Below are 25,636 nucleotides of genomic sequence, written 5' to 3' on the forward strand. Positions count from 1 at the left end.
CAGGACGGGGGTGAAAACACACAAGCACGGTTCGTATAGGCGGTCAAACCAAAACACCTCGGGTATATCTTCATAAACATAAAAAAGCTGCCTCTAAATAAATCAATGCAAGAGACAGCTCATTTAATAACTAAATCAATATTCTTATTCTATTAAAATCAATGGATAGCGATAGGGTCATCATAACGATCAGGATCTCTTTTTACCGCTCCATCCGTCTTAATTTCCCCTAATAACAATATTCCGGCTACATGGGGTGCTGCCATTGACGTACCTGACATTACCTCATAATCACCATCTCTGTAGCACGACAGTATCTCCTCCCCCGGAGCGCAATAATCCACTCCCTTCCCATAATTTGAAAAATGTGACCACCTATCTCTATCGTCCATGGATGATATAATAAGTACATTATCATGATCTACACCAGACGGAGACCGGTTGCTTACATTAGTTTCTTCGTTTCCTGCAGCTACTACTACTATCAGGCCATTATCTGCTACCTCTTCAACTCCTTCATCCAAAGCTCTGGAACGGTGTCCTCCAAAGCTTATGTTGACAATATCACCTTCTTTTCCGATTTCCTGAACATAGTCAAATCCTTCCAATACACCCGAAATAGAACCATTTCCTTTTCTATCCAAAACTTTCACAGCAATAATTGGGGCACCAGCAGCAACACCTACTACACCTTGAGAATTGTCTTTCGCTCCAATAATTCCTGCAACATGACTCCCATGCCCATGCCTGTCATCTATATTCCTATCAAAACCCCATTTAAATACCGAATACGAATTCACTTTATCAACATTTAAGTCCTCGTGGTCTTCATCCACACCAGTGTCAATTACAAAAATCTTCTTTTCTCCCTGATATTTTACACCACCGTTGACCCGGGTTACTCCATATGACCGTCGTTCACCTCTAAAAGTCCTGCCGGAAGCCGTAAAACTTCCACCCAATCCCATAACTGCATCTTTTTCTATTGTTCCAACCCTCTCATCACTTTGTAATTCTTCGATGGTACGTTTACTAATCGGACCTGCAAAACCAATAAATGCATTCGAATAGTAATAATTGGCCGAAGAGCTTTGTGCCCTGCTGGCATTACTTAAAAGGTCTTCTGATATTTCCTGCACTTTAGACAGTCTTTCATTCCCATTTTCTATCGAACGAATTTCACGTTTTAACTCATCACTAAATGAAACAATATAATGTCCCGGGATAATACTGCCTTCATCCAATGTATTGATATATTCATATAATGAATGTAACTCATTATCTCCAACTTCTACTCCCTCCCTGACTTCACACGAAAATAAAAACAGGACCAGGACAAAAGCGTATACAATCTTTATCATAACAGGGTGTTTTGGAATTATTCTGGTAAGTTAAGATTTTTTTAAGAATTCTTATAACTAAAGATCTAAACAATTTTACCAGTTAAAAAATTAATATAAAGCCAACCAAAATTAAGTTTCATGATTCGGACTGCAATAATTGTTCTACTCCTTTCACCTTGCTTTACTGCCTTTACCCAAACGATAGATTTTTCTGCATCCCAAATAGCCCTCTCTGAGAAAAAACATTTTCATCCAAAATTAAAAATCAGGTCTTCTGCATCCCCCATTGATATAACCCATCAAAGGATTGAAATCAAAATCAATCCCAATAACAGGTATATTTCAGGACGTGTAAAAACAACTTTCAAAATATTAGATGAGTCTCTCAACAAACTAAATCTCGATCTAAATAGTGAACTAGTTATCGATGGTATTACTTCATCCAAAGGGCAACCACTAAATTTCACACAGAATGAGGACAATACATTCACCATGAATTTTACCCCATCCCTGTCAGATACTTCCTCAATCTGGATTAGTTACTCAGGTATTCCTCCTGAAAATGGTTTCGGTTCATTTAAACAAGAAGAACATGGAACAGGGCCCATAATCTGGACTCTTTCCGAACCATATGGCGCCTTAGACTGGTGGCCTTGCTGGCAAAATTTAAATGATAAAATTGATTCGTTGGATTTTTTAATTGAAGTTCCCAACGGTTTTCAGGCAGTCAGCAATGGTTTGCTGGTAGACCATTACCAAATACCACAAAGTAATAGCGAAGTGTTCCACTGGCGCCATGGTTACCCGATAGCAACATACCTGGTAGCTTTTGCAGTGTCTAATTACGAACTTCACGAAGAAACTATTTCCTTGAAGAATGGAGATCTGCCAATTATGAATTACCTGTATCCCCAAAATTTTGAAAACAACGTCAGGATACTGGAACGGGATCTTTCACCGATGTTGAAACTTTTTGATTCACTTTTTATAGGATACCCATTTATAAAAGAAAAGTATGGCCATGCGCAATTTGGATTTGGTGGAGGGATGGAACACCAGACGATAAGTTTTATGGTTAATTTCAATTACGGCTTGATGGCACACGAATTAGCGCATCACTGGTTTGGAGATTATATTACCTGTGGCAGTTGGGAAGATATTTGGCTTAATGAAGGTTTTGCGACGTACTTAACCGGGCTAACGTATGAGCATATCGTAAAAAATGGCACATGGGAAAATTTCCTGACCGCCAATATTGATAATATCACATTCCAAAATGGAGGTTCGGTCAAAGTAGAAGATACTACTTCGGTAAATAGAATATTTAGTTCCAGGCTGAGCTATGATAAGGGCGCGATGCTGCTGCATATGTTGCGCTGGAAATTGGGGGACTCAACATTTTATAAAGGAGTCAATAATTACCTAATGGATCCCAAACTCCAATATTCATATAGTAAAACTGAAGATTTGAAATATCATTTGGAGAATACTTCCGGAATGGACCTTACGGAATTTTTTAAAGATTGGTACGAAGGGCAGGGGTACCCTTCCTATCATATTAAATGGAATCAAAATGGAAATCGTATCAACATTAATTTATCCCAATCCACATCACACCCTTCTGTACAATTCTTTGAGATGCCTGTACCTATAAAATTATACGGGCAATCTTCCGACACTACAATTATTCTTGATCATACTCATAATAATCAATTATTCTCAATAGACTATCCATCTAATGTAAATAGTATAGCTTTTGACCCGGAAAAATGGATCGTGTCCAATGATAACACTATAGATATATTATCTTCATCTGAAGATGATGCTCAAAACAACATAAACGTATTTCCCAACCCCTCTTCGGATATTTTAAATGTATCTGTAGAAAATCAACTCATTACGCAATTCATAATTTTTAATTCTCTGGGGAAACAAATCACTTCGCAAAAAATTCATCAAACGGAATCATATCAAATACCTGTAACTAATTTGAATAATGGTATCTATTTTTTGCAATTACAACTTAATAATAAGGAGTTTATAATCAAAAAATTTATTAAAAGTCACTAATTTACTGAACATATAAGTTGGTTTTGCCTTTTTGTTTATAACTAATCCTTAAAAGAATGATATTTTTTTTTCAAATTTGCGAATAAAATAAACATCGTATGAAATTCTTAAAGTCAGTGTTTTTAGCAGCCATTACGGTAATATTTTTCGCTTGTAACGATAATGGTAATAGCGGACAGAATAATTCTTCAGGATCAAGTTCAAACAATAGTCACCACGAAGGTGCCATTGAATATCTAGGCAGCGGTAAACCTAAATATAATTTATATGAAGGAGAAACCACTGAAGAGTTTGATGATGCGTCAATTGATGGGTGGGAATATGAAAATGGAAAATTTTCATTTGATATTTCCGGAAGCACTTATGAATTAAAACAACAGACCTCTGACGCTGAATCACTAATGTGTGCGAATTCGGACAAGGGACAACATATGCACGTTATATTAGATAAAAAACCATACTCCGCCCAATACGAACCTTCATTTGAATACAAGATTTCCAATGGTCAGCACCATATGCTTGTATTTTTAGGTAAGTCATATCACGAAAGTATTAAAAATCCTAAAGCTCACGTCGCCCGATTAATAGAGGTAGAAGATGGAAATATTACACACGACTGGAACATTCCCGATCCTTCCCTGTTTTATAGCAGACCAAAAGGCACCTATGTAGGAGAAGAGGCAAAAAAGATCCTAATTGACTTTTATCCGGTCAATATAAAAATAGGGGAAGATGCCAAGATAAAATTGCAAATTAATGGTGAGCAGTATTATTTATATGAATGGAAACCATATTTCGTGGAAGGTTTACCTTTTGGTACCAATTCGATAGGAATTCAACTGGTTGATATGAATGGAATGCCAGTGGGAACACCAATATCTTCCGAACTTAGAGAAATTGAGTTAAAAAGAGATCCTGCTGCTCAGATAAACTAACCTATTCAAAAAACTTTTTTAAATATTTTAAAAAAAATTAGCAGATAAAACCATAGCGTTATATATTTGCAATCCGAATTTTTACGGTGATTGTAGCTCAGTTGGTTAGAGCACCGGATTGTGGTTCCGGGGGTCGTGGGTTCAAATCCCATCAGTCACCCTTACGGGAATAGCCTCGATTTCATTAGAATTATCGGGGCTTTCTTTTACTGACTTATTCCTGATAATTTCAGATGGTTAGTATTACTTCTTTTTCAACCAGTTGAAATCCCAAAAATCTCCCTGTGCATTATTTTTTTTACTTTTATTTTTCTTTTTAAACCCTATTTTTTCCCAAAACTCTCCCTTCTTTTTAGGCTGTTTTTTTAAAATATATCTCACACTTAGATCTGAACCGACCCGAAACTTTACATCCTCTCTCCCAAACGCTAATACCGGAGACAAATTAAAAGCAACATTTGTTTTTCCGAGTGAAATCTCCATTCCCCCATTTACTAATACACCTGTAAAAGAGGCTCTTTCATCATTGTAAAATCCATGGTGGAGGCCCCCGCCTCCAAAAATATTGATACTTTTGGTTATTATTTTCCGATGGTATCTTCCTATGATACTAAGTCCGCTTTCATTGGTCCAAAAATTTTTGGAGATCACCGCTTCAATTGAATACGGAACTTCAGGGCTATAAACAGCACTTATGCCCATATTCTTACTGAGCTTGATACCTGCCGCCCACTGGTAAGATTGGGCTTTAAGTAAGTTTACAGTAAAGAAAATAATACAAATAGATGGGATACAAAATCTTAAACTCATCCAAAATCTTTTGAATAAGACGAGTTTTTACCGATTTTGGTATTCGTAGGTTAGAAATAATAATTTTTTAGCTGCGTATTATACAACCAATTAAGGGTCCAAAAACCAATACCGGTTACACCCTTCCAGCGAAGTAACCTTTAATTAAAATTTGAAATACCAGGAGAACCGCTATTACCTGCAAGCAAGAACAATACAGCCATACGAACAGCTACCCCGTTTTCCACTTGCTGTAAAATGATAGATTGATGCGAATCCGCTACATCACTATCAATTTCTACTCCTCTGTTTATAGGCCCCGGATGCATGATAATAATTTCTTTGTCCAGACTATCCAATATTTCCTGATTGATACCATAATATAGAGAATACTCCCTTAAAGAAGGTATATATTTAATATCCTGTCTTTCTAATTGTATCCGCAGAACATTGGCTACATCGCACCAATTTAAAGCTTCTTTTACCTTGTAAAAGATTTTCACCCCAAGCTTGGGTAAAAACCTAGGAATCAATGTTGGGGGTCCACAAACAGCAACATTAGCCCCTAATTTCTGAAGACAAAAAATATTACTCAATGCTACCCTGCTATGAATAATATCCCCAAAAATACATACATTCAATCCATTGAAACTATTGACTTTCTCCCTAATAGAAAAAGCATCCAATAAGGCCTGTGTAGGATGTTCATGGGTCCCGTCTCCGGCATTAATTATATTGGCATCTATATGGTTTGATAGAAAAGTGGGAGTGCCGGGAGCAGAATGCCGAATGACAACCATGTCCACTTTCATTGACAATATATTATTCACAGTATCCAACAAAGATTCTCCCTTTTTCACACTTGAAGTACTTGATGAAAAATTCAATACGTCCGCAGAGAGTCTCTTTTCAGCAAGTTCAAAAGATATTCTTGTCCTGGTAGAATTTTCAAAAAATAAATTGGCTATTGTGACATCCCTTAAGGTGGGGACTTTTTTAATTGGACGGTTAATTACTTCCTTAAAATTATCTGCGGTACTCAGGATTAATTCAATATCTTCCTTAGTAATATACTTTATGCCTAGCAAATGGGGCTGGCTCAGATAAGATTTATTCATCTTCCTGCTCTTTTGAATCATATAAAACTACACGGTTTTGGGCATCGCCCACTCCCCAGTATACACGCACATATGCATTATCTACAGAATCAACTTCCATTCCTTTATAATCACATTGAATTGGTAAATGCCGATTAAATTGACGATCTATAAGTGCCAACAATTTTATAGTAGATGGCCGGCCATAATGCTGCAGTGCATTCAACGCCGCCTGAATAGTTCGCCCGGTGTATAGAACATCATCAACAAGAAGAACCTGGCGATTTTCAATTATAAAATCCATTTTATTACTAGAAGGCGTGAGTATTTTCTCTCTTCTTCTGAAATCATCCCGGTAAAAGGTAATATCCAGATGACCTTGAAGTATTTTGGTCTTAAAAATTGTAGATGGGTTGGATGCCTCCCTCTTTTCGATACGTTCCACTATGTGTCTCAGAAGAATAGTTCCACGCGGCTGAATCCCTATAAGACATAACTCTTCAAATTGACTGTAATTTTCAATGATCTGCTCAGTCAACCTTTGAAGTGTAAGGTCAAATCGTACCGGATCCATTATTTCTCGGCCGTGTTTCATAGCAACAAATATAATAATGGCACGCTATACTTTTAGTAAGAATATTTTAAATGTTTTTATTTAATCAATGAAACATAGGTAAAGAAAAATTAATTCATTTGTAAAACAAGACATTAGGACATGTTTCAACTTCCCTGAATGAAGGAAAATGAACTAAATTGCTTATATAATTAATGGATTTTAACATCAATTGTAGGTAGCTTATCAAAAAATCAGCCCTAATTACAATAAACTTCCCCTCTTCATAGTCCATTTTCCATGTTTGCCTTACACAGAGTCAAATTTTTTCTGCAAATTAAGGTTGGTATATAACCTTAAAATTTTCAGTAAAATCCTTAGAACTCACGCGAACAAAATACATTCCCGGGTTTTTAAAAATTTCGCCACCGGAAATGTCTATAAGGTTACTGCCGGCTGATGTTTGAATTTCTGATTGATATATGGCTTTACCGGCAATGTCAAAAATCCTGATATCAGCTTTACCGGTACCTTCACTATTTATATTTACATTCAGATTTCCTTTAAATGGATTAGGATAAACCTTAGATCTATTTTCTCTGTTGAACCCCCCTTCATAATCATCGCGTGAATCTAAACCTGTAGTATTGTGAATGGTATTATTATCTACAACTCCACTTAAATGTGCATATCCGGGATTCATACTTTTAGACACTTTTCTTTCCTCTTTTCTGAGTTCTACGGAACAAGTATCAACCAATATCAATTCCTGGGAAAACATGGTCTCCTCCCCCCTACAGGTATCTATAAACGTCCAGATTCTTTTCACATTGGTTTTATACGGTTCATCGCTTGAATAAGAAACCGTAAACTTATAATCAGAATCAAATGAGCGAGGCTCACTACCTACATATGTAGGTTGGTCATTAACCGGTAAGATAATCCTTTCCAAGGAATCCTTTTGAAGAACACCACAAATTACTGTATCAGCTGGAACTAAAAATGAAGCACTTGAAAGAGGACAAGATGAAATAAAGAATATATGTTGGGATAAAGTGTCTATTATCAGGGAATCACGACATTTTGATTCTATAATAAAATCCCTGCGTAAACCTGTTATCCCACAATTCGTATATTCTGATACCAACTCTTGTCTGATATCCAGACTATCAGGGCAATCCGATTGAATTATCCCGTCGCGTATAAAATATGAAGTATCTGTCGGCGTATTATTTGTACAATTTTCACTGAATATTTCAGTACTATCGACATCAGAGGATTCATTTTTAACGCTGTATGATCCAAAAATTGAATTCAGAAGGTTTTCCGATAATTCAACATCTCCACCTTGATATTTTTCCAATGCTAATTCTACAATATCTTTGTATTTATCAGCATAGGCACTATATGAGATTTGTAAATCATTTAGGGGACTCAATTCCCTGAAATCAAGAGAGTCATCCGGATCAGGTTCTTTTGGATCCTCCTTTGGATCTTCCTTTACACCGCACGTATCAATAATCATTATTTTTTGATCCGCAGAGATTGATGTGCCGGAGCACCAATCCGAAAAAGTCCAGGTTCGAATAACGACCCATGTATTATCTTCCTGTATAAGTTTGTAAATCTTGTCTGAATACCCTTTGCTGATTTTAGAGCAAGTTTCAATGGGGTAGCGAAGTTTTGCTGTAGGAACATGGTCAGGCAAATCAACCTTACGGGCACCAGTATATCCCACAGACTGACAAACCGTATAAACATCCGGAACATCTATCATTCCTTTTGAAAGTTTGCATCCGGGTACAACATGAATATTTTGTTTCAATTCGAGTTTATATTCCCTATTTCCACACCAAAGACCAATTTTGAATCTTCTTACAATTGTTCCGGTACCACATTTTCCCAAATCCGGCCATATATCCTGATATACTTTAATTTTACAGTCATCGATATACCCGTTTCTTATTTCTTCGTACGTCTTATATTGTTCCACATAGGTTTTTTTGACCCAATCCCATGTTACATAATTATATGTTGTATCGTAAACTTTTACCTTTTTAGTAACGGTTTTGCATTTAATGTTCGCTACACTTTTATGTGTAGGAAGCTTCTGACCATGCTCACCCATAATCCAGGTATTGGATTTTATCCAACCTGTCTTATATGTTCCGAAAGCCTCGTCTAATTTTTTGAAGGAATAAGAATTCCAATCACTGGAATTGTTTTTAGCAGCATTTTCTACGATATCTTTGTAATACTTTTCATAAGCATCACAGCTAATGGTCACATCTGACAATTTAATATATTTCGGTCCCCAGGCAGGCTCCGCGGCACCAACATCCACACATATTAAAAATAAACAAATAAATAAAAAAATAGAATGTAAAGTTCTATAATTCATGGGTAAGGGATTTTATTGCTATGAAAATAACAATAAAATCCCTAAGATGTACGTTAATTCATCTCTAAAATTAAATAATTATAACCCCAATATATTCTTTTATAAAAATCAGTAAGTTATATTACTCTGTTGGAACTTGTTCTTTATAAACACCCCGATCTAATTTCTCTTTGACGGCATCAAATGCCTCCAACGTTTCTATAACTTCCTTTTCGGTATGTACGGCCGTAGGTATTAATCTTATAAGAATAACATCCTTTGGAACTACAGGATATACAACTACCGAACAAAATATTCCATGAGCTTCACGCAAATCCCTCACCATTTCGCAGGCTTCCAATGGTTCACCTTTCATAAATACAGGGGTTACACAACTTTCTGTATTACCTATATTATATCCGCGCTCACGCAATCCTTTTTGCAACATATCGACAACTTTCCACAAGTTCTCTTTTAGCTCAGGATGATTTCGAATTAAGTCCAGTCTTTTCAGTCCACCTTCAACAAATCCCATAGGTAAGGATTTCGCAAAAACCTGAGACCTGGCATTGTATTTTAGATAATCAATAATTTCTTTATCCGCAGCAAAGAAAGCTCCGATACCTGCCATAGATTTGGCAAAAGTAGAGAAGTATAAATCAATTTCATCCGTCACTCCCTGCTCTTCACCAACGCCTGCACCTCTTTTACCAAGTACACCAAATCCATGAGCATCATCGACCAAAATTCTAAAATCATACCTGTCCTTCAGTTTGACAATTTCTTTTACGGCACCTTGCTCTCCCTGCATACCAAAAACTCCTTCCGTAATGACAAGAATACCACCACCCGTTTTTTCAGTAATAGCCGTAGCTCTTTCTAATTGTTTGACCAGATTATCAACATCATTATGTAAAAAAGTAAATCTTTTACCTACATGTAATCGAACGCCGTCAACAATACAAGCATGAGAACCATCATCATAAATAATAACATCTCTCCTTGTGACAAGTGCATCAATGGCGGAAACCATAGATTGATAGCCAAAATTAACCAAAAAAGCATCTTCTTTTCCCACAAATTCAGCCAGTTCTTTCTCCAATTGAGCATGTTTTGATGTTTGACCTGACATTAATCTGGAGCCCATTGGATAGGCTAATCCATAATTAGCAACCGATTCTGCATCTGCTTTTCGTACTTCAGGGTGGTTCGCTAATCCCAAATAGTTATTTACACTCCACACCACGACTTCTTTCCCTTTGAATTTCATCCTGGGTCCAATGTCTCCTTCCAACTCAGGAAAAATAAAATAGCCTTCGCCGTATTCTGCAAACTTTCCGAGTGGTCCCGGATTCTCAACTACTCTTTTAAAAATATCCATAAACTATAAAATTTCAGCTATTAAAAAAATACTACCAAAAACTAAAACTATATCCTTTTCAGTACCTGTTAATTTCAAGTGATTCAATACTTTATTCACATCTGGCCAAACCTCCCCCTTTAACCCCTCTTTATTAGCCAATACTTTCAATTTTTCCGCCTCCAAGCCCCTGGGAACATTCGGACTACAAAAATAATACTTTGCCGAATGTGGAAGTAATTTTAAAAAACTTTCGTGATCTTTGTCACTTACCATCCCCAAAACAATGTGCAAATGTATGTTTTTTTTATCAAAATAACCTTTTAAGTACGCTATTCCAGCGGTATTATGCGTAGCATCAGCCACAATCAAAGGTGATTGATTCAAAATTTCAAATCTTCCTCTGAATTTTGACAAAAAGGAAAATTGCTCTAAGCCATTTTTTACAATATGAGGTTGAATACTAAAGTTAACATGATTTTTTAAAATAAGAAGTGCATGAAGGGTGGTATTCAAATTAAAATCCTGATAAGGGGCAGGATTGTCAATGGAAAGAGTATCTATATCCCAACCTGGAATGTGTACAGTATATTTCCTTTTAAAGTTTTCCAACCATTCAAACCGGATCAAATGTTCTTCACTTAAATACAGTTTTGCCGATTCTTTATTAGCTTTAGTTTCAAATACAGAAATCAGGTCGCGGTCTACATTTCCCAAAAGGACAGGTGTTTTGGGTTTAATAATTCCTGCTTTTTCCCCGGCTATTTGTTCTAATGTCGTTCCTAAGAATTGAGTATGGTCAAAACCGATATTTGTAATGATAGACAATAAAGGCTGGATAACATTCGTGGAGTCTAACCTTCCCCCCAGTCCCGTTTCTATAATGGCTATATTACACCTGGAATGTGAATAGTAGTCAAATGCCAAACCAGTACTCATTTCGAAAAAAGAGAGCCTATTTTCCTGTAAATAGTTATAATGCTTTTGAATCCAATGGAGAACAAATTGTTTATCAATATACTTCCCATTAATTTTGATTCTTTCCCTATAATCCTTTAGGTGAGGGCTTGTAAATAATCCGACCTTTAATCCGTGCGCCTGGAAAACAGCTGAAAGCATATGTGCTACAGAGCCTTTGCCATTGGTCCCGGCAATATGTATACTTTTGAATTGGAGATGTGGATTATCCAAATATTGCAAAAGACCTATGGTTTTGGAAAGATCTACTTTTTTTAAAGCTGCTCCACCAAGTCTCTGAAACATGGGAAGAGCATTTAAGATAAACGCTTCAGCCGAAGCATAATCCATAATGCCATTTACCATCCAATTGTGTTTAGTTATTTTGGGGAATCATTGAGGTTATCGGTCAAATATTTCATATTCGCCTTTCTCGTCTCTTATTACCACTGACTTGGTTTCAGACTTTTCTACCCTACCGATTACTTTTGCATCGATATTAAACTCTCGGGCCTTGTCAATCATTCCAATCGCTGAGGATTCATCAGTATAGATTTCTAACCTATGTCCCATATTGAATACCTGATACATTTCCTTTCGGGGAAGTCCCGCCTCCTCTTCGATCATGCGAAAGAGCGGAGGTATCTCAAGTAAATTGTCTTTTATAATTTTTACATTATCAACAAATTTCAAAACTTTGGATTGCCCTCCCCCTGTACAGTGGATCATGCCATGGATATGTTTAAAATAAACATCAACAATAGATTTAATCAAAGGGGCATAAGTTCTTGTAGGAGAGAGAATTAATTTTCCTATATCCAAATTAAAATTATCAATAGAAACCGGATCTAATAAATCTTTTGTTCCTGTATACTGGTATTTGGTGTTTACATTTGGGTCAACTGAATCAGGATATTTTATTCCATAAGAGGGATTGAGCAAGTCATGACGGGCAGAAGTCAACCCATTACTTCCCATTCCACTGTTATAACTATTCTCATACGTTGCCTTCCCGTAAGAGGCAAAACCCACTATTACATCACCGGGCTTTATTCGATTGACAATCACCTCTTCACGTTTCATCGAAGCAAAAGTAGTATACCCTACATCGATAGTTCTCACAATATCCCCTACATCAGCTGTTTCACCGCCCGCTAAATGAATATTTATGCCAAAATCTTTGAGCATATTTTTGAAAGGATCAAAGAAATTTATAATCTCTTCAATGACTTCACCGGGTATGAGAGATTTGTTCCGACCTATGGTAGAAGAAACCACTATATTGTCCAAAGCTCCGACACAGGCCATATCATCAATATTCATCACTAGAGAATCCTGGGCTATTCCTCTCCACACTTCTTTGTCACCCGTTTCTTTGTAGTACATATAAGCCAGGCTTGTTTTGGTACCAGCCGTATCGCTATGCATGATATTACAGTAATCCGATTTCCCTGAAAGGTAATCCGGAAGAATCTTACAAAATGCTGTAGGATACAATCCTTTATCAATATTTTTTATGGCCTTATGTACATCTTCCTTGGAAGCAGAAACGCCCCTCTTTTCATATTTAAGTTGATCCGACATAGATTTTTTAATTACTTATTAACAAAAGTAAAGTTTTCATCGCACAGTGATGAAAACTTTACCAATTTATTCTAACTCAAATATATTTGAAAAGTAGATTACTCAGGAATAATTTCAAATCTACCTGTCTGCATAGATTCTCCATTAAGTATTTGATAGAAATAGACTCCAGGTCTCAAATAGGATTCAAAATTAATATCCAGACGGTTAATTCCTTCTGACAATTCACTATCCCAGGACCTGACTAATTTACCATCAATACCCCGAATCGTTATATTTACTTCCTGGGTACCAGGTGCCTTAATCTCTAAAATACTATTTGAATTTACAGGATTAGGATATATTTTATGAGACCATCCTCTATCAGATTTTCGATGATTGAAGCTAATTTCTTTTGCAACCATATCTGTTCCGTAAATTTCCGGAACCAACGATGAACCCAATTTCAAAAATTCATTCTGATCCAAATTTTTTACTGTCGCTGTAAAAAGAATATCCCCCTCCGAAATTTTATGAGCTGTCTCCTTTGAAAGCCAAATTAATTTAATTTCTCCTGAGCTTCGATAAATATCCATTCCATCGTTTTGGAGTCCCATTCCTTCAATAGAATAATCTCCAACATCACTGAAGTCTAATGACATTTGCACCCCTTCAGGCCGAATTTCCGATCCAGCAATAAACTTCACTATCGGATCCCCATTATCATTGGTTGTATATTCTAGGGTAACAGGATATGTATTACCTGTCGACCTATTATTACTCCTTATCAAGTGGTCAGAATCAAAATTAACATCTCCCATTTTGACACCGATCCAATCATTTTCGTTAAGAGATTTCCCAACAGGAATATCAGCATACCCTTTCCCTGATTTCTTATCTATAAACTTCCACGGCTGGACATCAGAAAATTCATGAATCCTTCCGATATACAAGTTTCTGACAGTGAGCAAATCATTTAAATCCAATATGCCGTTATTATTAACATCAGCAGAAATTTCCTGGTATTTATTATCAAAAGTAGATTTATTACTTAATACTCTCTGTATCCAAATTAAGTCCAAAAGTGATACACCTTTTCTATACGAATCTTCTTTTGTCAGGTATACCCTATCAAATTGATATGGGATCTGCATAAAATAATTTCCATTTGCAATCCCATATTTTTCCATGAGATCTTTCTGCTCCATAATATTCAATTCTACATTGAGTATGGGTTGATCATTAGGATTAGAAATAGTTCCAGCCAGGGTAACAGCATCTTCATTTCCTGCATCACATGTATCAACCAATACAATAACCTGATCGTACTCCAGGGATTCTCCACTACACCAATCTTTAACAGTATATGTCCGGACTATCTTGTGCATATTATCGGATTCCAACACTTCCAATACCCGGTCCCGGTGCCCAATTCCTATGGTCCTGCAATCATTGGGGAATGTATAATCTACTTTTCCAATTCTACTGACGGGCAGGTTCACATTACCTTGGGCATTTAGGGTTAATGGCATACAAATTTCGGTGTCTTCCGGCCATGAAAACATCGAACTTCGCAATGGACAAGTAGGCTCTATATTGATAGTTTGAGTATATTCCCTTGTGGTATTTTTATTCCCACATCCTATCGAAACATAAAACTTCCTCATAATAGTCCCATACCCGCATTCATCAATATCGGGCCAAATATCCTGTACGACTGTAGCAGTGCAATTAACTCCCAAATATCCATTTTTCACATCCGTCGGCAGATCTTCGAGATAGGAAACTTCAATACTTCTTGTTTTCCATACAATTTCACCATCATGTAAAGTATCTTGATATTTTATTTCCTTCAGTGAATCACCACAAATGGTGTTGAGTACACTAAAATCGGCCGGTAATAAATCTCCGTTCATATTGACAGGCTCCCCATTACTGTTCTCCCATGCAATATTATAACCCCCAAGCAAATTATCAAGATTGGCATATACAGCTGAATCATTTTCACTATTACCTGCTTCAACCGCAAGATCAACAACTGATTTATAATACTTATTGTAAGCATCACAACTCAATGTAACGTCTTCCAGCCTTTGTAATAATTTTGGCTCTACTTTATCCTCGACCCGAACTGTTGTCCACGATTTTCCCCAATTACACCATTGATCCATCACAAGAATTTCCACCATTACATCCTGACAAACATCCTCGCAACCAAATGGAACTTTCTTACTCCAACCACCTCCAATAAAAGTATTCGTTACATTAATTAATGGATTCCCGTGTTCGTCCTTCGGTCCACAATTTTCTGCCCAATACGATCGGATTCCCTGACGCCAACCCTCGACTAATTCATCACCACAACTATAATCCTCTTCTAACCACCTGATCATATCCCGGTAATAAAGTTCAACATCTCCCTCGTCTAATACAGATAAAGGGTCTATCTTATTCAAGTCTTCTAAAGTGGTTATTTCGGAAATTTCATCAGTGCATAATTCAACACAAAAAGTTTCCCAATCCATTCTTCTGGCCAATACCATGACATCACCACAATTATCCCAACTTCCTTCATCCAATTCTTCAGCCTTTAACCATGATTTTTTTTGCGTGAGGCTTATACTTACATTGTCATCAACCACTACAGTAGGTGGTGTATGGTCTTTAACCCTTACAAAGTGTGACAATTCACTCATATTCCAACACAAATCACTAGCTTCATAAACAACCTCAACAGGTTCATGACCATAAGGTATTCGAATCGGTTCTAAAGCACGGTAAATATTAGAATCTATTCTCACTAATTCAACCGCACCATAATTTGCCACCATGGCTTTTACGCTATGGACCCCAACACATAAATCGCGGGTATAGATACTTGGATAAAATAATCCTACACATTCATCCTTCTCTGTATTAATGATTACAGTATCTCCATCGTACTTATGATAAAATGAAAAATCCTTGCGAATAATAGGTGCTTTGGTATCCTGGATTTGAATCCATTGTTCACACATTATTTTTTCTTTACCACATCTATTGTGAATGGTCCATATTCGCTTGATCATTCCAGTGCTGCCGCAATTAGGAATAAACTGTACATCTTCATAGGTTGCATAAATACTGCAAAAGCTACTATCCAACCCAGGATATAAGTCAATAGTATCCAATCGGGGCACACCTGTAAGGTATGGATGAGGATTCCCATTTGCATCAAGTGAATCTACTTCCTCACACTCAAGCATTACCATAGAATCAGGACAGACCAGGCTATCCAAAGGTAATGTTGATATATATATTGTATCTGAGCATTCAGCTTCTATTATTCTGGTACATTCAGGGTCGAATACTTTATTAATTACATCGTCATCACATACATTGACCTTATACTCAAAAATCCAGTGGCGTACAATTCTACCAACGATTGAATCACCCTCTTCCGGACAATCATACTTATCAATTTCAACATAATTCAGTTCGGGGTTGATAAATTTATCACAAGCAACTACAGCCGTAGGTTTCGGGAACAATGGATTGAATAAATCTGCAATACTATCATTTGTACAATCAACGGTTCTTGTCTCCGGACAATCAATGCGAATCATTTCCTCATTGAAGATAGTGAGTTTAACGAGTCTTTCTACCAGATAACACTCATTTGAGGCAACAAGTGTAAATTCTATATATCCATCGTCTATATCATCTTGACTGGGAGTATAGGATTGTGCATTAGAAAACTGGGGACCACTATTAAATGTTCCTGACCCGGTAGTTTCCCAATATATATCGTCAATAGAGCCCGCACCTTCCGGAAAAGATATATTCAGATCAGAAAAGAAAAATTGTTCTCCCATACAAATACTTGCATTCTCTTCCATATCTATTTCAAAAGAAGGAATAGCTGTCAAATTCAACTCTCCAAAAGCATCACAATTCACATTAAAACTCGCCTTAAAATACAACGTAACCGGAAGTTGATCGGGAATATAATTTTCCAAATCTGCTATCATATCCGATTCATTATAAGAAGGACTTGTAAACACCATTGTACTTTCCTGATTAAGGTTAATCAGTCTTGTAAGATCTGTGGGGGTATCTTCACATACCTGTTTATTAATTACAATATTGGTTTCAATATCGTTAACAATCAATTCGACAGTAGCTATGGAATAGCAAAGAATGTCACCGGGAACTGAAACCCTGGCAAATAGTGTATCACTAAGTGACTCATAGTTGCAGCCCTCAATATCAATCCGATTCAAATTTTGTATAGCATCTTCTTCACTGCGATAGAAATACACATTATTGCCACCTGACATATCAACTGAATCTGCTATTTCACATAAATCAAAAACGCCCCTCGTCTGGTTGGGTTCAAGACATACTGTTCGTTGAACATCCTGAACTTCCGGCCCCAATAATCCAAAATCAAAGGAATAATTATATTGTAATTCCAACGAATTAACTTCAATAACCCCAAAACCGGGAATCAAATCACCCTTGGCATCAGAATCAATAAGATCTCCGTCGATTCCCCCTGCATTCCTTTGGGTCACTTCTCTTCGAAATCCCTCCAGTCCATCCTGATTGAGGTCCATTGTAATCAGATACCTCTTATTAGGATTCACATTTAAGAAAATATACTCTCCATAAATATTGGTAGTGGTAGTAGCCACTAATGTATTCCCTTCTTCTTCGTCTACACAAATCAGGCTCAATTCCACTCCTGGTATTCCATTTTCATTAGGCTGTTGAATACCATCACCATTTCCATCACACCAAACATAGTTCCCAATATTAATTCCGGGTAAAGACTTTAAAAATTCAATATCTCCCAACCCATTTGCTTTCCCAAATTCATATTGATCAATAAACAAATAGGCCCTGTTTTTGTCCCCGTTTTCCGTAGAATATACATGGGTTCCCTGACTAAAAACACCTTCGTTTTCAAATAATTCCCTTCCATTTGTCACCAATGGATTGAACACTGTTAATACCACTTCATCTGTTTCAGGCATTACACCAAACCCTCCGGTAAACAATTCCCCGTGATGAGCCCGTGAAGCTTCGTAATAATCCATGTAAAAGAATTCCCCCTGATAGCTCGGGCCATCATTATTTAAATATGGCGTCGGAGGTTCATCATAATTTAATGCTTCCAGGTCATAATTTTCACCATCCCTTGTTTGGACAGGTCCCGTTTTTTTCATTGCTTTTAGGATATCCCCGGCAGCATAGCCTACAATATATGTCTGATTCCCCACAATAGCGGGATAATTCCGGTAACCTACCTGGTGAGCCCACCTATCCATCAGGCCAATTACCATATCGCCTTTACTATCAAAATCTATATCGGAAAGAATAGGTTGGGGATAAGATGCAAAAACAGTCTCATCGTCAAGAGGTATTTGGGTCTCGTGCCACTCTTCGATCCAGGCTTCCCAGACCGAGGTTTTATTGGGTTGAGGAGATACAAGATCTGCATGTGAGACTCTCTCCCTTCTGTATTTTAATGGGAATTGCAATTCATTGGTAAATCCCCCACTAATGTTATCCGGATCAAATGACAATACAAAACCATATAAATGGTCTTTATTTCGAGATACTGAAGCATCAGATATCAGGCCTATATACCCCCTACCCTCATGGAATGTCAACCCCCAGGGTCTAAGTTCACCTGAATTCATCACTTCATTTCCTATTATTTGAATTCCAGAAACTTTTGCTTTAGAACCACCTATTCCGACAAATTCAAGGTTCAACTCATTGTCCAGCACATCCACTTCAAACTCGGCTACTACAGCTGTCGCAAATCCACCCGCGTTTTCAATAATATTATAGTTTTCTAACTTAATATTATTTTCAGCAAGTACATTGAATAGCCGCTGTTCTGGTTCACTGTTATCGTCTGGATTGAATTTTTCATCCAATTCAACAAAATGTAATCTCACGGTATAACTTCCGTTCTTGGTAATCGGCACATTATAAGATATTTCTTCACCAAGATAATAAGACCTGTATAGTTGTTCTTCGGTTGTATGTTCTGCCTCATTCATCGCATTGGCAATTTTCATACCTGTATATCCAGGAGTTCCTCCTTCTCCATATTTATTTCTTTCCCAGGCTACTTTATACATATCAGTAAAGGATTCCGCACCGGGTGCTTTCATTGGTCCGGCGTTTATATTCCTACGATACATATAATTCACTTCGGGAATACCTGGTAAATCTAGAATGGGATATTCATACACTTGATTAAAATTAGGTTGTCCTTCAGATACATCCACCGACACCAAAGATCGTTTGTACAGGTTTACCAACCATAGGGTATTTTCATCTGCAGTCACATCAATGTCTCCGATACCTGTTTTTCCAACTTTATCAAAGGCATCCATATCATAGGTAGCAACAAGTTCTTTTTTGGTCAGGGCGTATTGATCGGATTCGTCATGTTCAATTTCCCTGTCTACAATCTTTCTCTTTAAACTACCAAAATCAAGAATTCCATTATTTAATGTATTAATACCTTGCAAATCGTATGATGACAAGGCATTTTCAGTGAGGTTATACTGATATAGACCCCCAACACCTTTTGGTCCGAGACCTACATGCCGTTTCACTATAGCAGATGTATACACAGTATTAGCATCCTGTTGCAAACCGACTCCCCATGTGGCTCCGATCTCTTCTATGGAAGCTAACATGGAAGGATTGGGTGCACTTCCGTTGTGCATGGCTGCTACGCCATCATTCATATAATTAAATTCAATAAGTGCGGGTCCTTTACTTCCCTCTGCAGGTCCCCCTTCATAACAAGGCAAAATAACCATCTGACTGGATGCATCAAATTTCAACCCTGAAGAAACCGCCACAAAATATTCATTTCCCGGTTCAGCAAAAAACACAGATGTTCCGGTAGCACCGGCATTACCTTCCATTAATTCTTCACTGTAGCCTTTCACGACTACCCGTGCACGGGCATCAATATACCCTTTAAAAACACCGGAGGGATTTTCAGTAAATGGAACCATATCACCGTTAAAGCCCAAAACTTCAAGTGAAAAACCATCTACCAATTCTTCGTCATTATCGCGCTCTCCATTATTATTTTCATCTAGAAAAATAGTAACAGTTACATTGGGTGTAGCTTCAATATCTTGAGAATTACCTCTAGATAATAAAATCGGCACAAATATCAGTATTAAAAACTTAATTTTGTTCATAGGATTAATTGCCATATATTATAAAAACAATAATTTTTAAATTTATGTCATTAACTACAAATATATTAGAAAAATTAATATATAAAAGTTAATTATTTACAAATACATAAAAATCATTAAGTTTTTCTAATGAAGGCTCAATTCAGTGCGTTCAATAGCCTTGAACAGATTCATTTGACTTTGAGCCCGTATGAGGTTATGTTTATCGTAATCTACCTGATAATATATATTACCGCGTAAATAATCTTCCAAAAATCTCAAAACCTGAAGTAATATAATCCTTTTCCCACCCTTAATCAAATAATCCTTTTCATTATTTGTAAGTATTTCATTTAAAGGCAATAAAAACCCTTTTGATAGATTATTAAAAATATTAATATCTATTTTTTTATTATTATCTAGGAAATTATCTTCCTCAAAAGGATTGAGAACTGTACGGATCAAATCACCAAAATCAGAAAAAATAGAACCTGGCATTAAGGTATCCAGGTCGATGATACATTTGGGGCTTCCGGTACTTTCATCCAACAAAACATTATTTGCTTTTGTGTCGTGATGGATCAATCGAAGGGGAATTTCTACTTTATCGAGATTAATGTATTCCCTGGAATACCCCTCAATCTCTAAAATGAGGTTTTGTACTTCAGAATCAAATTTCTTTATGTCATAAGGTTTAAGAAATTTCACAAACTGAGCATATCGGGAAGTAAAATCATGGAAGTTGGGAATAGTAATGTTATATTCCGTTACATTATCCCCATTTACATAGAAAAGAAAAGTTCCAAAGGCATTACCAATCTGAAAAGCCTCTTCACCGGTTGTTATTTTATCGAGCGAAATGGTATTCTCTACGAAATTAAATAAACGCCAATAGCCCGATTCATTCTTTACTAAAAATGAACCTTCCTTTTCCGTTTTGTATGGCGTGAGAATTTCATAAGGATAGCCTTCCGTAAAATCATGCAAAAATCGGGCACAGCGATTTATATTCTCCATGACACTATTGGGGTTCTTAAACACTTCCGTATTTAATTTCTGCAATAAATAGCTCGCCTCTTTCCCCTCTTCTTCGAACACATCAACCCTGTAAGTGGCATTAATATGGCCACTTTCAATAACTTTTATATTCTGGACCTTTGCCTGTGGAAAATATTGACTTACAACTTTCGAAACATTATTTTCTAGCTCAATGCTTTCTACAATCATTTTGAATACTATAGTTACAAAAAGTCACTAAAGTAACACTAATTTCAAAAGAGAAAAACATTTATATTTAATTTATGAATATGAAGGAAGTATTGCTGATGGGTGAAATGAATGTCCCAAGTCAATGGATATTTAATATTCAGCTCGTTATATAGAAGTAAAATTAAAATTCAAGTGGGTGAATATAAATTTGATTATTTCGCAGTGTTTTTGGCCATCAGGCCGATGTTTTAAAAAGAAAGGAACCAATGGAACTCACGATAACTTTTTCGCCGGTTAGTAATAAAAAACTTACTATCTTTTTCTACTATTTATAAATATAGAATGAATGGACCATGATTACTATTATTTATTACGTAAAGAATGAAAAAGCATGAATTTATTGATCAACCGGGATGATTAAAGGAAATTACCCCGAGAGTATGAAAATCCATTTACAATTAGTTCAATAGTCCATCCTGGAAAATAATTCCTATCGTTGAATCGTGAATTAATTCAAAATTCTCGTTGGAATTTTTATTCGTATTTGGTTTTTTAGTATAAAAAACTGATATTTTTGAAGCTAAAGATTTTTGGAATTCATCATTCTCTTTCCTGAAATACTTTGCAGCTTGTATTGCTAATGATCTTTTGTACTTGCCTTTTTTACAATCCAAATCCAACACTAGCTCCACGTACAAAACACCGTTTTTAAATGCTAATATTCTGGAACTATATTCTTCTCCTGTTTCGGTATGCCTGAGGGTTACAGGCGCATTATATTTATTAATTTTTTCAATACTCATAGTACGGGAGTTAGGAACATAAATTATGCCAATCCTTTACTCTCCAAATATTTTTCTTTTTCTAATATTTCACTTAAAATAACTTTGGCGTGGCTTCTGGCATTTTCTATAAAGAGTTTACTGGTATAATTGCCCGCAACAATCACCCCTGCTAAAAATAAATTTTCAATATTGGTTTCCAAGGTATCCGGATCGACATCGGGTAGATTGGAATCAGATGGATTCCTTTCAATTCCCAGATTATCAAGAAATGTAAAATCCGGGGTATAGCCAGTCATTGCCAATACATAATCATTGGGGATTTTCTCCTCACCATTAGGTGTCTTGATTATTACAAAATCAGGATGAATAGATTCGACGGTCGAATTAAAGAAAGCTTTTATAGATCCTTCCTTTATTCGGTTTTCGATATTGGGACGAATCCAGTATTTTACCCTTTTGTTGATTGTATCACCTCGAATTACCATAGTCACATTTGACCCTTTATGAAATAGTTCCAGCGCCACATCACAAGCACTATTGGCAGCACCTACAACCAGAATATCCTGCCCGATATATGGGTGGGCTTCCCGATAGTAGTGCCTCACCTTATCCAGATTTTCACCGGGGACATCCATTTTCTTTTCCTGTCCATAGAAACCCGTAGCCAAAACCACATATTTTGCTTGAATTTTGCGATGGGATGTGGTAATAATAAAACTTTCATCAAGTTTTTTAAGATTTTCTACCTCTTCATAAAACGCCATATTCAAATTCCATGCATCATATACTCTTCGAAAGTATTCCAGTGCTTCGCGGCGTGTAGGCTTTTCAGAATGGGAAATAAAAGGGACACCACCAATTTCCAACAATTTTGAAGTAGAGAAAAAAGTCATGTTTGTAGGGAAGTTAAAAAGAGAATTTACCAATGCACCTTTTTCTATGACTATGTAGTTCAATTTCTTTTTCTCGGCTTCAATAGCACAGGCCATCCCTATAGGACCTCCACCAACTATGACTAAATCAAATACCTGATCATCTATTTGCTTCATCTTATTCTTTTAGCTTATATGCATGTTTACAATTACTGGCAAAAATATCAATCAACTCCCAAAATAGAAATCAGTCTTCTAATTTTTATCCCTTACGCCGGGAAAGTAGTAATGAACAATATCACAAAAAAATCAAAAAAGTCGACTTCGATTGATATTATTTTTAAACTTGCAACTTGTTACAATGTTCATAATGTAAATACTTTTTTGAATATGAAAAGATCTACCTTTATTATTCAATGGATTTTATACACTGTATTGATTCTATCTCTGTATGGTTGTATTGAATTCAGTAATACGTATAATGTTATTGCCCCGGGTCCGTGGCGCGGTACGCTGGACCTTCGTTCTCAAACACTTATTACCTTTTCTGAGGAAGATGCCTCGGAAAAACTTGCCCCGGATGAATTTGATTTTGACAAAACCCCGTCCGGAGTCCTGCCATTTAATTTCAATGTGGAATACTCTTCAGAAGATAGTATCATTATCACTCTAATAAACGGAGAAGAAATTATTACTGTACAAGACTATAAGTATACACCTGACGTATTGGGCGAAAAAGATAGTCTGGTTATTGATTTCCCCATATACGACAGCCATATTGAAGCTCTATTGCAAGAAGGTATAATGCAAGGGTATTGGGTCGTTCATTACCGCAATAACTACAAAATCCCTTTCAAAGCCAAATTAGGGGAAGATTTCCGGTTTTTTAGTATTCATGAAAAGCCGGCTCATAATATCAGCGGACGGTGGGAGGTACATTTTGAAGAAGAAGATGGAAATAAATTTCCAGCCATCGGGGATTTTGTACAGAAAGGGAACCAACTTACCGGAACTTTTGAAACAGAAACAGGAGATTATCGATTTTTAGAAGGAACAGTAGAAAATGATCGATTTTACCTTTCTACTTTTGATGGGGCCCATGCGTATCTTTTTGAAGGGAAGATTATTGAAAAAGACAGTATCATAGGTTCTTTCTATTCCGGGAAACACTATCGGTCCACCTGGTATGCCTCGCTAAACTCCGAAGCCAAATTGACTGATCCTGAAAGTCTTTCCAGGGCAGCTACAGATTATCCTGTTAACTACTCGGCAACCACTATTGACGGGAAACATATTTCCTTTAACAATCCACCCTATAGTGACAAAGTAAAGGTAGTCCAGATTATGGGAACCTGGTGCCCTAATTGCTATGATGAAACACGTTTTTTGAAACAATGGAAAAAAGATAATCCCAATTTGCCGGTAGAAATTGTTTCCCTGGCCTTCGAAAACTATAATTACCCCGAATCAATCAAGCAAATTCGCACTTACAGGGACCGGATGGCTATTCCCTGGCCCATTATTTATGGCGGCAACAGGAATCATACTACCCCTACCCAATTGAATTTTATAGACAAAATAGTCTCCTACCCCACTTTGGTTATTTTCAATAAGGAAAATTATATTGAAAAGGTTCATACCGGCTTCTACGGCCCGGCTACTTCTCAATATGAAAAATTCGTCCATAACTTTGACCAAACAATTCGATCTTTAATTGGGAATTGAATTGATATTTATTACCTTAATCGCGTACTAAAACTTCTTTATGAAAATTTTAATTACCGGCGCTACTTCCGGAATAGGCAGAGCTACAGCTAATTTATTGGCAACCAAAAATCATCACCTGATACTTACGGGAAGAAGACAGGAGAAACTGGAGAAATTAAAGAGGCAATTGGAAAACGAGCATGAAATTCTCGTTGATATACTCACATTTGACGTTAGGAATGTGGAAGAAGTCGAAACGGCCCTAAATTTCCTCCCCGACCAGAAGATAGATGTACTGGTCAACAATGCGGGACTGGCAAAAGGATTTTCTGAAATTCACGAAGGGAACCTCCAGCACTGGGAACAAATGATAGATACCAATATAAAAGGTCTTTTGTACGTTTCCCGGATTGTTTCCAAATGGATGGTAAAAAATAAAAGTGGTCAAATCATTAATATCTGCTCAGTGGCCGGCAAAGAACCCTACCCCAACGGCAACGTATATTGTGCCACCAAACATGCTGTGGATGCCCTTACCAAAACCATGCGTATAGACCTTCATAAATACAACATACGCGTAGGCCAGGTATCCCCCGGTCATGTAGAAGAAACGGAATTTGCGCTTGTCCGTTTTGACGGTGATGAAGAAAGGAGTAAAATTTATGAAGATTTCCAGCCCCTGAAAAGCAGCGATGTCGCTGAAATAATTGAATTTATGATTTCAAGGCCGCCCCATGTCAATATTCAGGACGTAGATGTTTTCGGTACCCAGCAGGCAACGGCTACGATTGTAGATCGGTCCGGGAAGTGAAAT

At 36.8% G+C, this 25,636-nt stretch carries 16 protein-coding genes and 1 tRNA gene; 5 read left to right on the top strand and 12 right to left on the bottom strand.

The features are described from left to right. Window positions 1–158: 158 nt before the first annotated feature. On the bottom strand, window positions 159–1,361 hold the full coding sequence (locus tag LVD47_RS20085; protein WP_236980052.1) for a S8 family serine peptidase: 1,203 nt from the start codon (window positions 1,359–1,361) through the stop codon (window positions 159–161). A gap of 120 nt (window positions 1,362–1,481) precedes the next feature. Between LVD47_RS20085 and LVD47_RS20090 the strand changes: the two genes are divergently transcribed. The 3 genes from LVD47_RS20090 to LVD47_RS20100 all read left to right on the top strand — a co-directional run bounded on the left by LVD47_RS20090 (window position 1,482) and on the right by LVD47_RS20100 (window position 4,508). After that, a complete protein-coding gene (locus LVD47_RS20090; protein WP_236980054.1) occupies window positions 1,482–3,413 on the top strand; it encodes a M1 family metallopeptidase in 1,932 nt (643 codons plus the stop codon). 98 nt (window positions 3,414–3,511) lie between these two features. Next, the gene (locus LVD47_RS20095) at window positions 3,512–4,348 is read left to right on the top strand and encodes a hypothetical protein (RefSeq protein WP_236980056.1); all 837 of its coding nucleotides are present in this window, start codon (window positions 3,512–3,514) and stop codon (window positions 4,346–4,348) included. Between the two features lie 86 nt (window positions 4,349–4,434). Beyond that, window positions 4,435–4,508 (top strand) — tRNA-His (locus LVD47_RS20100). A gap of 83 nt (window positions 4,509–4,591) precedes the next feature. On the opposite strand, the gene LVD47_RS20105 is transcribed toward LVD47_RS20100, so the two are convergent. From LVD47_RS20105 to LVD47_RS20155, 11 genes are all read right to left on the bottom strand, one after another. After that, window positions 4,592–5,158: a hypothetical protein gene (locus LVD47_RS20105; protein ID WP_236980059.1), complete on the bottom strand. Its 567-nt coding sequence runs from the start codon at window positions 5,156–5,158 to the stop codon at window positions 4,592–4,594. Window positions 5,159–5,298: 140 nt separating this feature from the next. Further along, window positions 5,299–6,255 carry an aspartate carbamoyltransferase catalytic subunit gene (locus tag LVD47_RS20110; protein WP_236980061.1) on the bottom strand — a complete coding sequence of 319 codons (957 nt, stop codon included), beginning with the start codon at window positions 6,253–6,255 and terminating at the stop codon, window positions 5,299–5,301. After that, the gene (gene pyrR, locus LVD47_RS20115; protein WP_236980063.1) at window positions 6,248–6,829 is read right to left on the bottom strand and encodes a bifunctional pyr operon transcriptional regulator/uracil phosphoribosyltransferase PyrR; all 582 of its coding nucleotides are present in this window, start codon (window positions 6,827–6,829) and stop codon (window positions 6,248–6,250) included. Before pyrR ends, LVD47_RS20110 begins: the two co-directional genes overlap by 8 nt. Window positions 6,830–7,124: 295 nt before the next feature. Further along, window positions 7,125–9,188: a T9SS type A sorting domain-containing protein gene (locus LVD47_RS20120; RefSeq protein ID WP_236980065.1), complete on the bottom strand. Its 2,064-nt coding sequence runs from the start codon at window positions 9,186–9,188 to the stop codon at window positions 7,125–7,127. Between the two features lie 121 nt (window positions 9,189–9,309). After that, the gene (locus tag LVD47_RS20125; protein WP_236980067.1) at window positions 9,310–10,548 is read right to left on the bottom strand and encodes an aminotransferase class I/II-fold pyridoxal phosphate-dependent enzyme; all 1,239 of its coding nucleotides are present in this window, start codon (window positions 10,546–10,548) and stop codon (window positions 9,310–9,312) included. Window positions 10,549–10,551: 3 nt separating this feature from the next. Then, window positions 10,552–11,850 (bottom strand): bifunctional folylpolyglutamate synthase/dihydrofolate synthase, encoded by a 1,299-nt coding sequence (locus LVD47_RS20130; RefSeq protein ID WP_236980070.1) that lies wholly within the window; start codon window positions 11,848–11,850, stop codon window positions 10,552–10,554. A gap of 36 nt (window positions 11,851–11,886) precedes the next feature. Beyond that, window positions 11,887–13,068: an AIR synthase-related protein gene (locus LVD47_RS20135; protein WP_236980072.1), complete on the bottom strand. Its 1,182-nt coding sequence runs from the start codon at window positions 13,066–13,068 to the stop codon at window positions 11,887–11,889. 98 nt (window positions 13,069–13,166) lie between these two features. Continuing rightward, window positions 13,167–20,237, bottom strand: a complete 7,071-nt coding sequence (locus LVD47_RS20140) for a malectin domain-containing carbohydrate-binding protein (RefSeq protein ID WP_236980074.1) — start codon at window positions 20,235–20,237, stop codon at window positions 13,167–13,169. Window positions 20,238–20,396: 159 nt separating this feature from the next. Beyond that, window positions 20,397–21,476, bottom strand: a complete 1,080-nt coding sequence (locus tag LVD47_RS20145; protein ID WP_236980077.1) for a phosphotransferase enzyme family protein — start codon at window positions 21,474–21,476, stop codon at window positions 20,397–20,399. Between the two features lie 440 nt (window positions 21,477–21,916). Continuing rightward, window positions 21,917–22,261 carry a hypothetical protein gene (locus LVD47_RS20150; RefSeq protein ID WP_236980079.1) on the bottom strand — a complete coding sequence of 115 codons (345 nt, stop codon included), beginning with the start codon at window positions 22,259–22,261 and terminating at the stop codon, window positions 21,917–21,919. A 23-nt stretch (window positions 22,262–22,284) separates the two neighbouring features. After that, window positions 22,285–23,292 (bottom strand): YpdA family putative bacillithiol disulfide reductase, encoded by a 1,008-nt coding sequence (locus tag LVD47_RS20155; RefSeq protein WP_236980081.1) that lies wholly within the window; start codon window positions 23,290–23,292, stop codon window positions 22,285–22,287. A gap of 213 nt (window positions 23,293–23,505) precedes the next feature. Between LVD47_RS20155 and LVD47_RS20160 the strand changes: the two genes are divergently transcribed. Then, window positions 23,506–24,840, top strand: coding sequence for a TlpA family protein disulfide reductase (locus LVD47_RS20160; RefSeq protein WP_236980083.1), 1,335 nt, complete (start codon window positions 23,506–23,508; stop codon window positions 24,838–24,840). A 40-nt stretch (window positions 24,841–24,880) separates the two neighbouring features. Continuing rightward, complete coding sequence (locus tag LVD47_RS20165) at window positions 24,881–25,633, top strand: SDR family NAD(P)-dependent oxidoreductase (RefSeq protein WP_236980086.1); 753 nt, start codon at window positions 24,881–24,883, stop codon at window positions 25,631–25,633. The last annotated feature ends 3 nt before the right edge of the window (window positions 25,634–25,636 follow it).

Origin of the sequence: Membranihabitans maritimus (assembly GCF_021729145.1) — a bacterium.
Classification (GTDB): Bacteria; Bacteroidota; Bacteroidia; order Chitinophagales; family Saprospiraceae; genus Membranihabitans; species Membranihabitans maritimus.

What these genes read in the sequence shown, in the direction of transcription:
- LVD47_RS20085 (WP_236980052.1), bottom strand. Translation starts at nt 1,361, where the DNA reads ATGATAAAGATTGTATACGCTTTTGTCCTGGTCCTGTTTTTATTTTCG.
- LVD47_RS20130 (WP_236980070.1), bottom strand. Translation starts at nt 11,850, where the DNA reads ATGGTAAATGGCATTATGGATTATGCTTCGGCTGAAGCGTTTATCTTA.
- LVD47_RS20135 (WP_236980072.1), bottom strand. Translation starts at nt 13,068, where the DNA reads ATGTCGGATCAACTTAAATATGAAAAGAGGGGCGTTTCTGCTTCCAAG.
- LVD47_RS20150 (WP_236980079.1), bottom strand. Translation starts at nt 22,261, where the DNA reads ATGAGTATTGAAAAAATTAATAAATATAATGCGCCTGTAACCCTCAGG.
- LVD47_RS20145 (WP_236980077.1), bottom strand. Translation starts at nt 21,476, where the DNA reads ATGATTGTAGAAAGCATTGAGCTAGAAAATAATGTTTCGAAAGTTGTA.
- LVD47_RS20125 (WP_236980067.1), bottom strand. Translation starts at nt 10,548, where the DNA reads ATGGATATTTTTAAAAGAGTAGTTGAGAATCCGGGACCACTCGGAAAG.
- LVD47_RS20105 (WP_236980059.1), bottom strand. Translation starts at nt 5,158, where the DNA reads ATGAGTTTAAGATTTTGTATCCCATCTATTTGTATTATTTTCTTTACT.
- LVD47_RS20095 (WP_236980056.1), top strand. Translation starts at nt 3,512, where the DNA reads ATGAAATTCTTAAAGTCAGTGTTTTTAGCAGCCATTACGGTAATATTT.
- LVD47_RS20160 (WP_236980083.1), top strand. Translation starts at nt 23,506, where the DNA reads ATGAAAAGATCTACCTTTATTATTCAATGGATTTTATACACTGTATTG.
- LVD47_RS20155 (WP_236980081.1), bottom strand. Translation starts at nt 23,292, where the DNA reads ATGAAGCAAATAGATGATCAGGTATTTGATTTAGTCATAGTTGGTGGA.
- LVD47_RS20110 (WP_236980061.1), bottom strand. Translation starts at nt 6,255, where the DNA reads ATGAATAAATCTTATCTGAGCCAGCCCCATTTGCTAGGCATAAAGTAT.
- pyrR (WP_236980063.1), bottom strand. Translation starts at nt 6,829, where the DNA reads ATGAAACACGGCCGAGAAATAATGGATCCGGTACGATTTGACCTTACA.
- LVD47_RS20090 (WP_236980054.1), top strand. Translation starts at nt 1,482, where the DNA reads ATGATTCGGACTGCAATAATTGTTCTACTCCTTTCACCTTGCTTTACT.
- LVD47_RS20165 (WP_236980086.1), top strand. Translation starts at nt 24,881, where the DNA reads ATGAAAATTTTAATTACCGGCGCTACTTCCGGAATAGGCAGAGCTACA.
- LVD47_RS20120 (WP_236980065.1), bottom strand. Translation starts at nt 9,188, where the DNA reads ATGAATTATAGAACTTTACATTCTATTTTTTTATTTATTTGTTTATTT.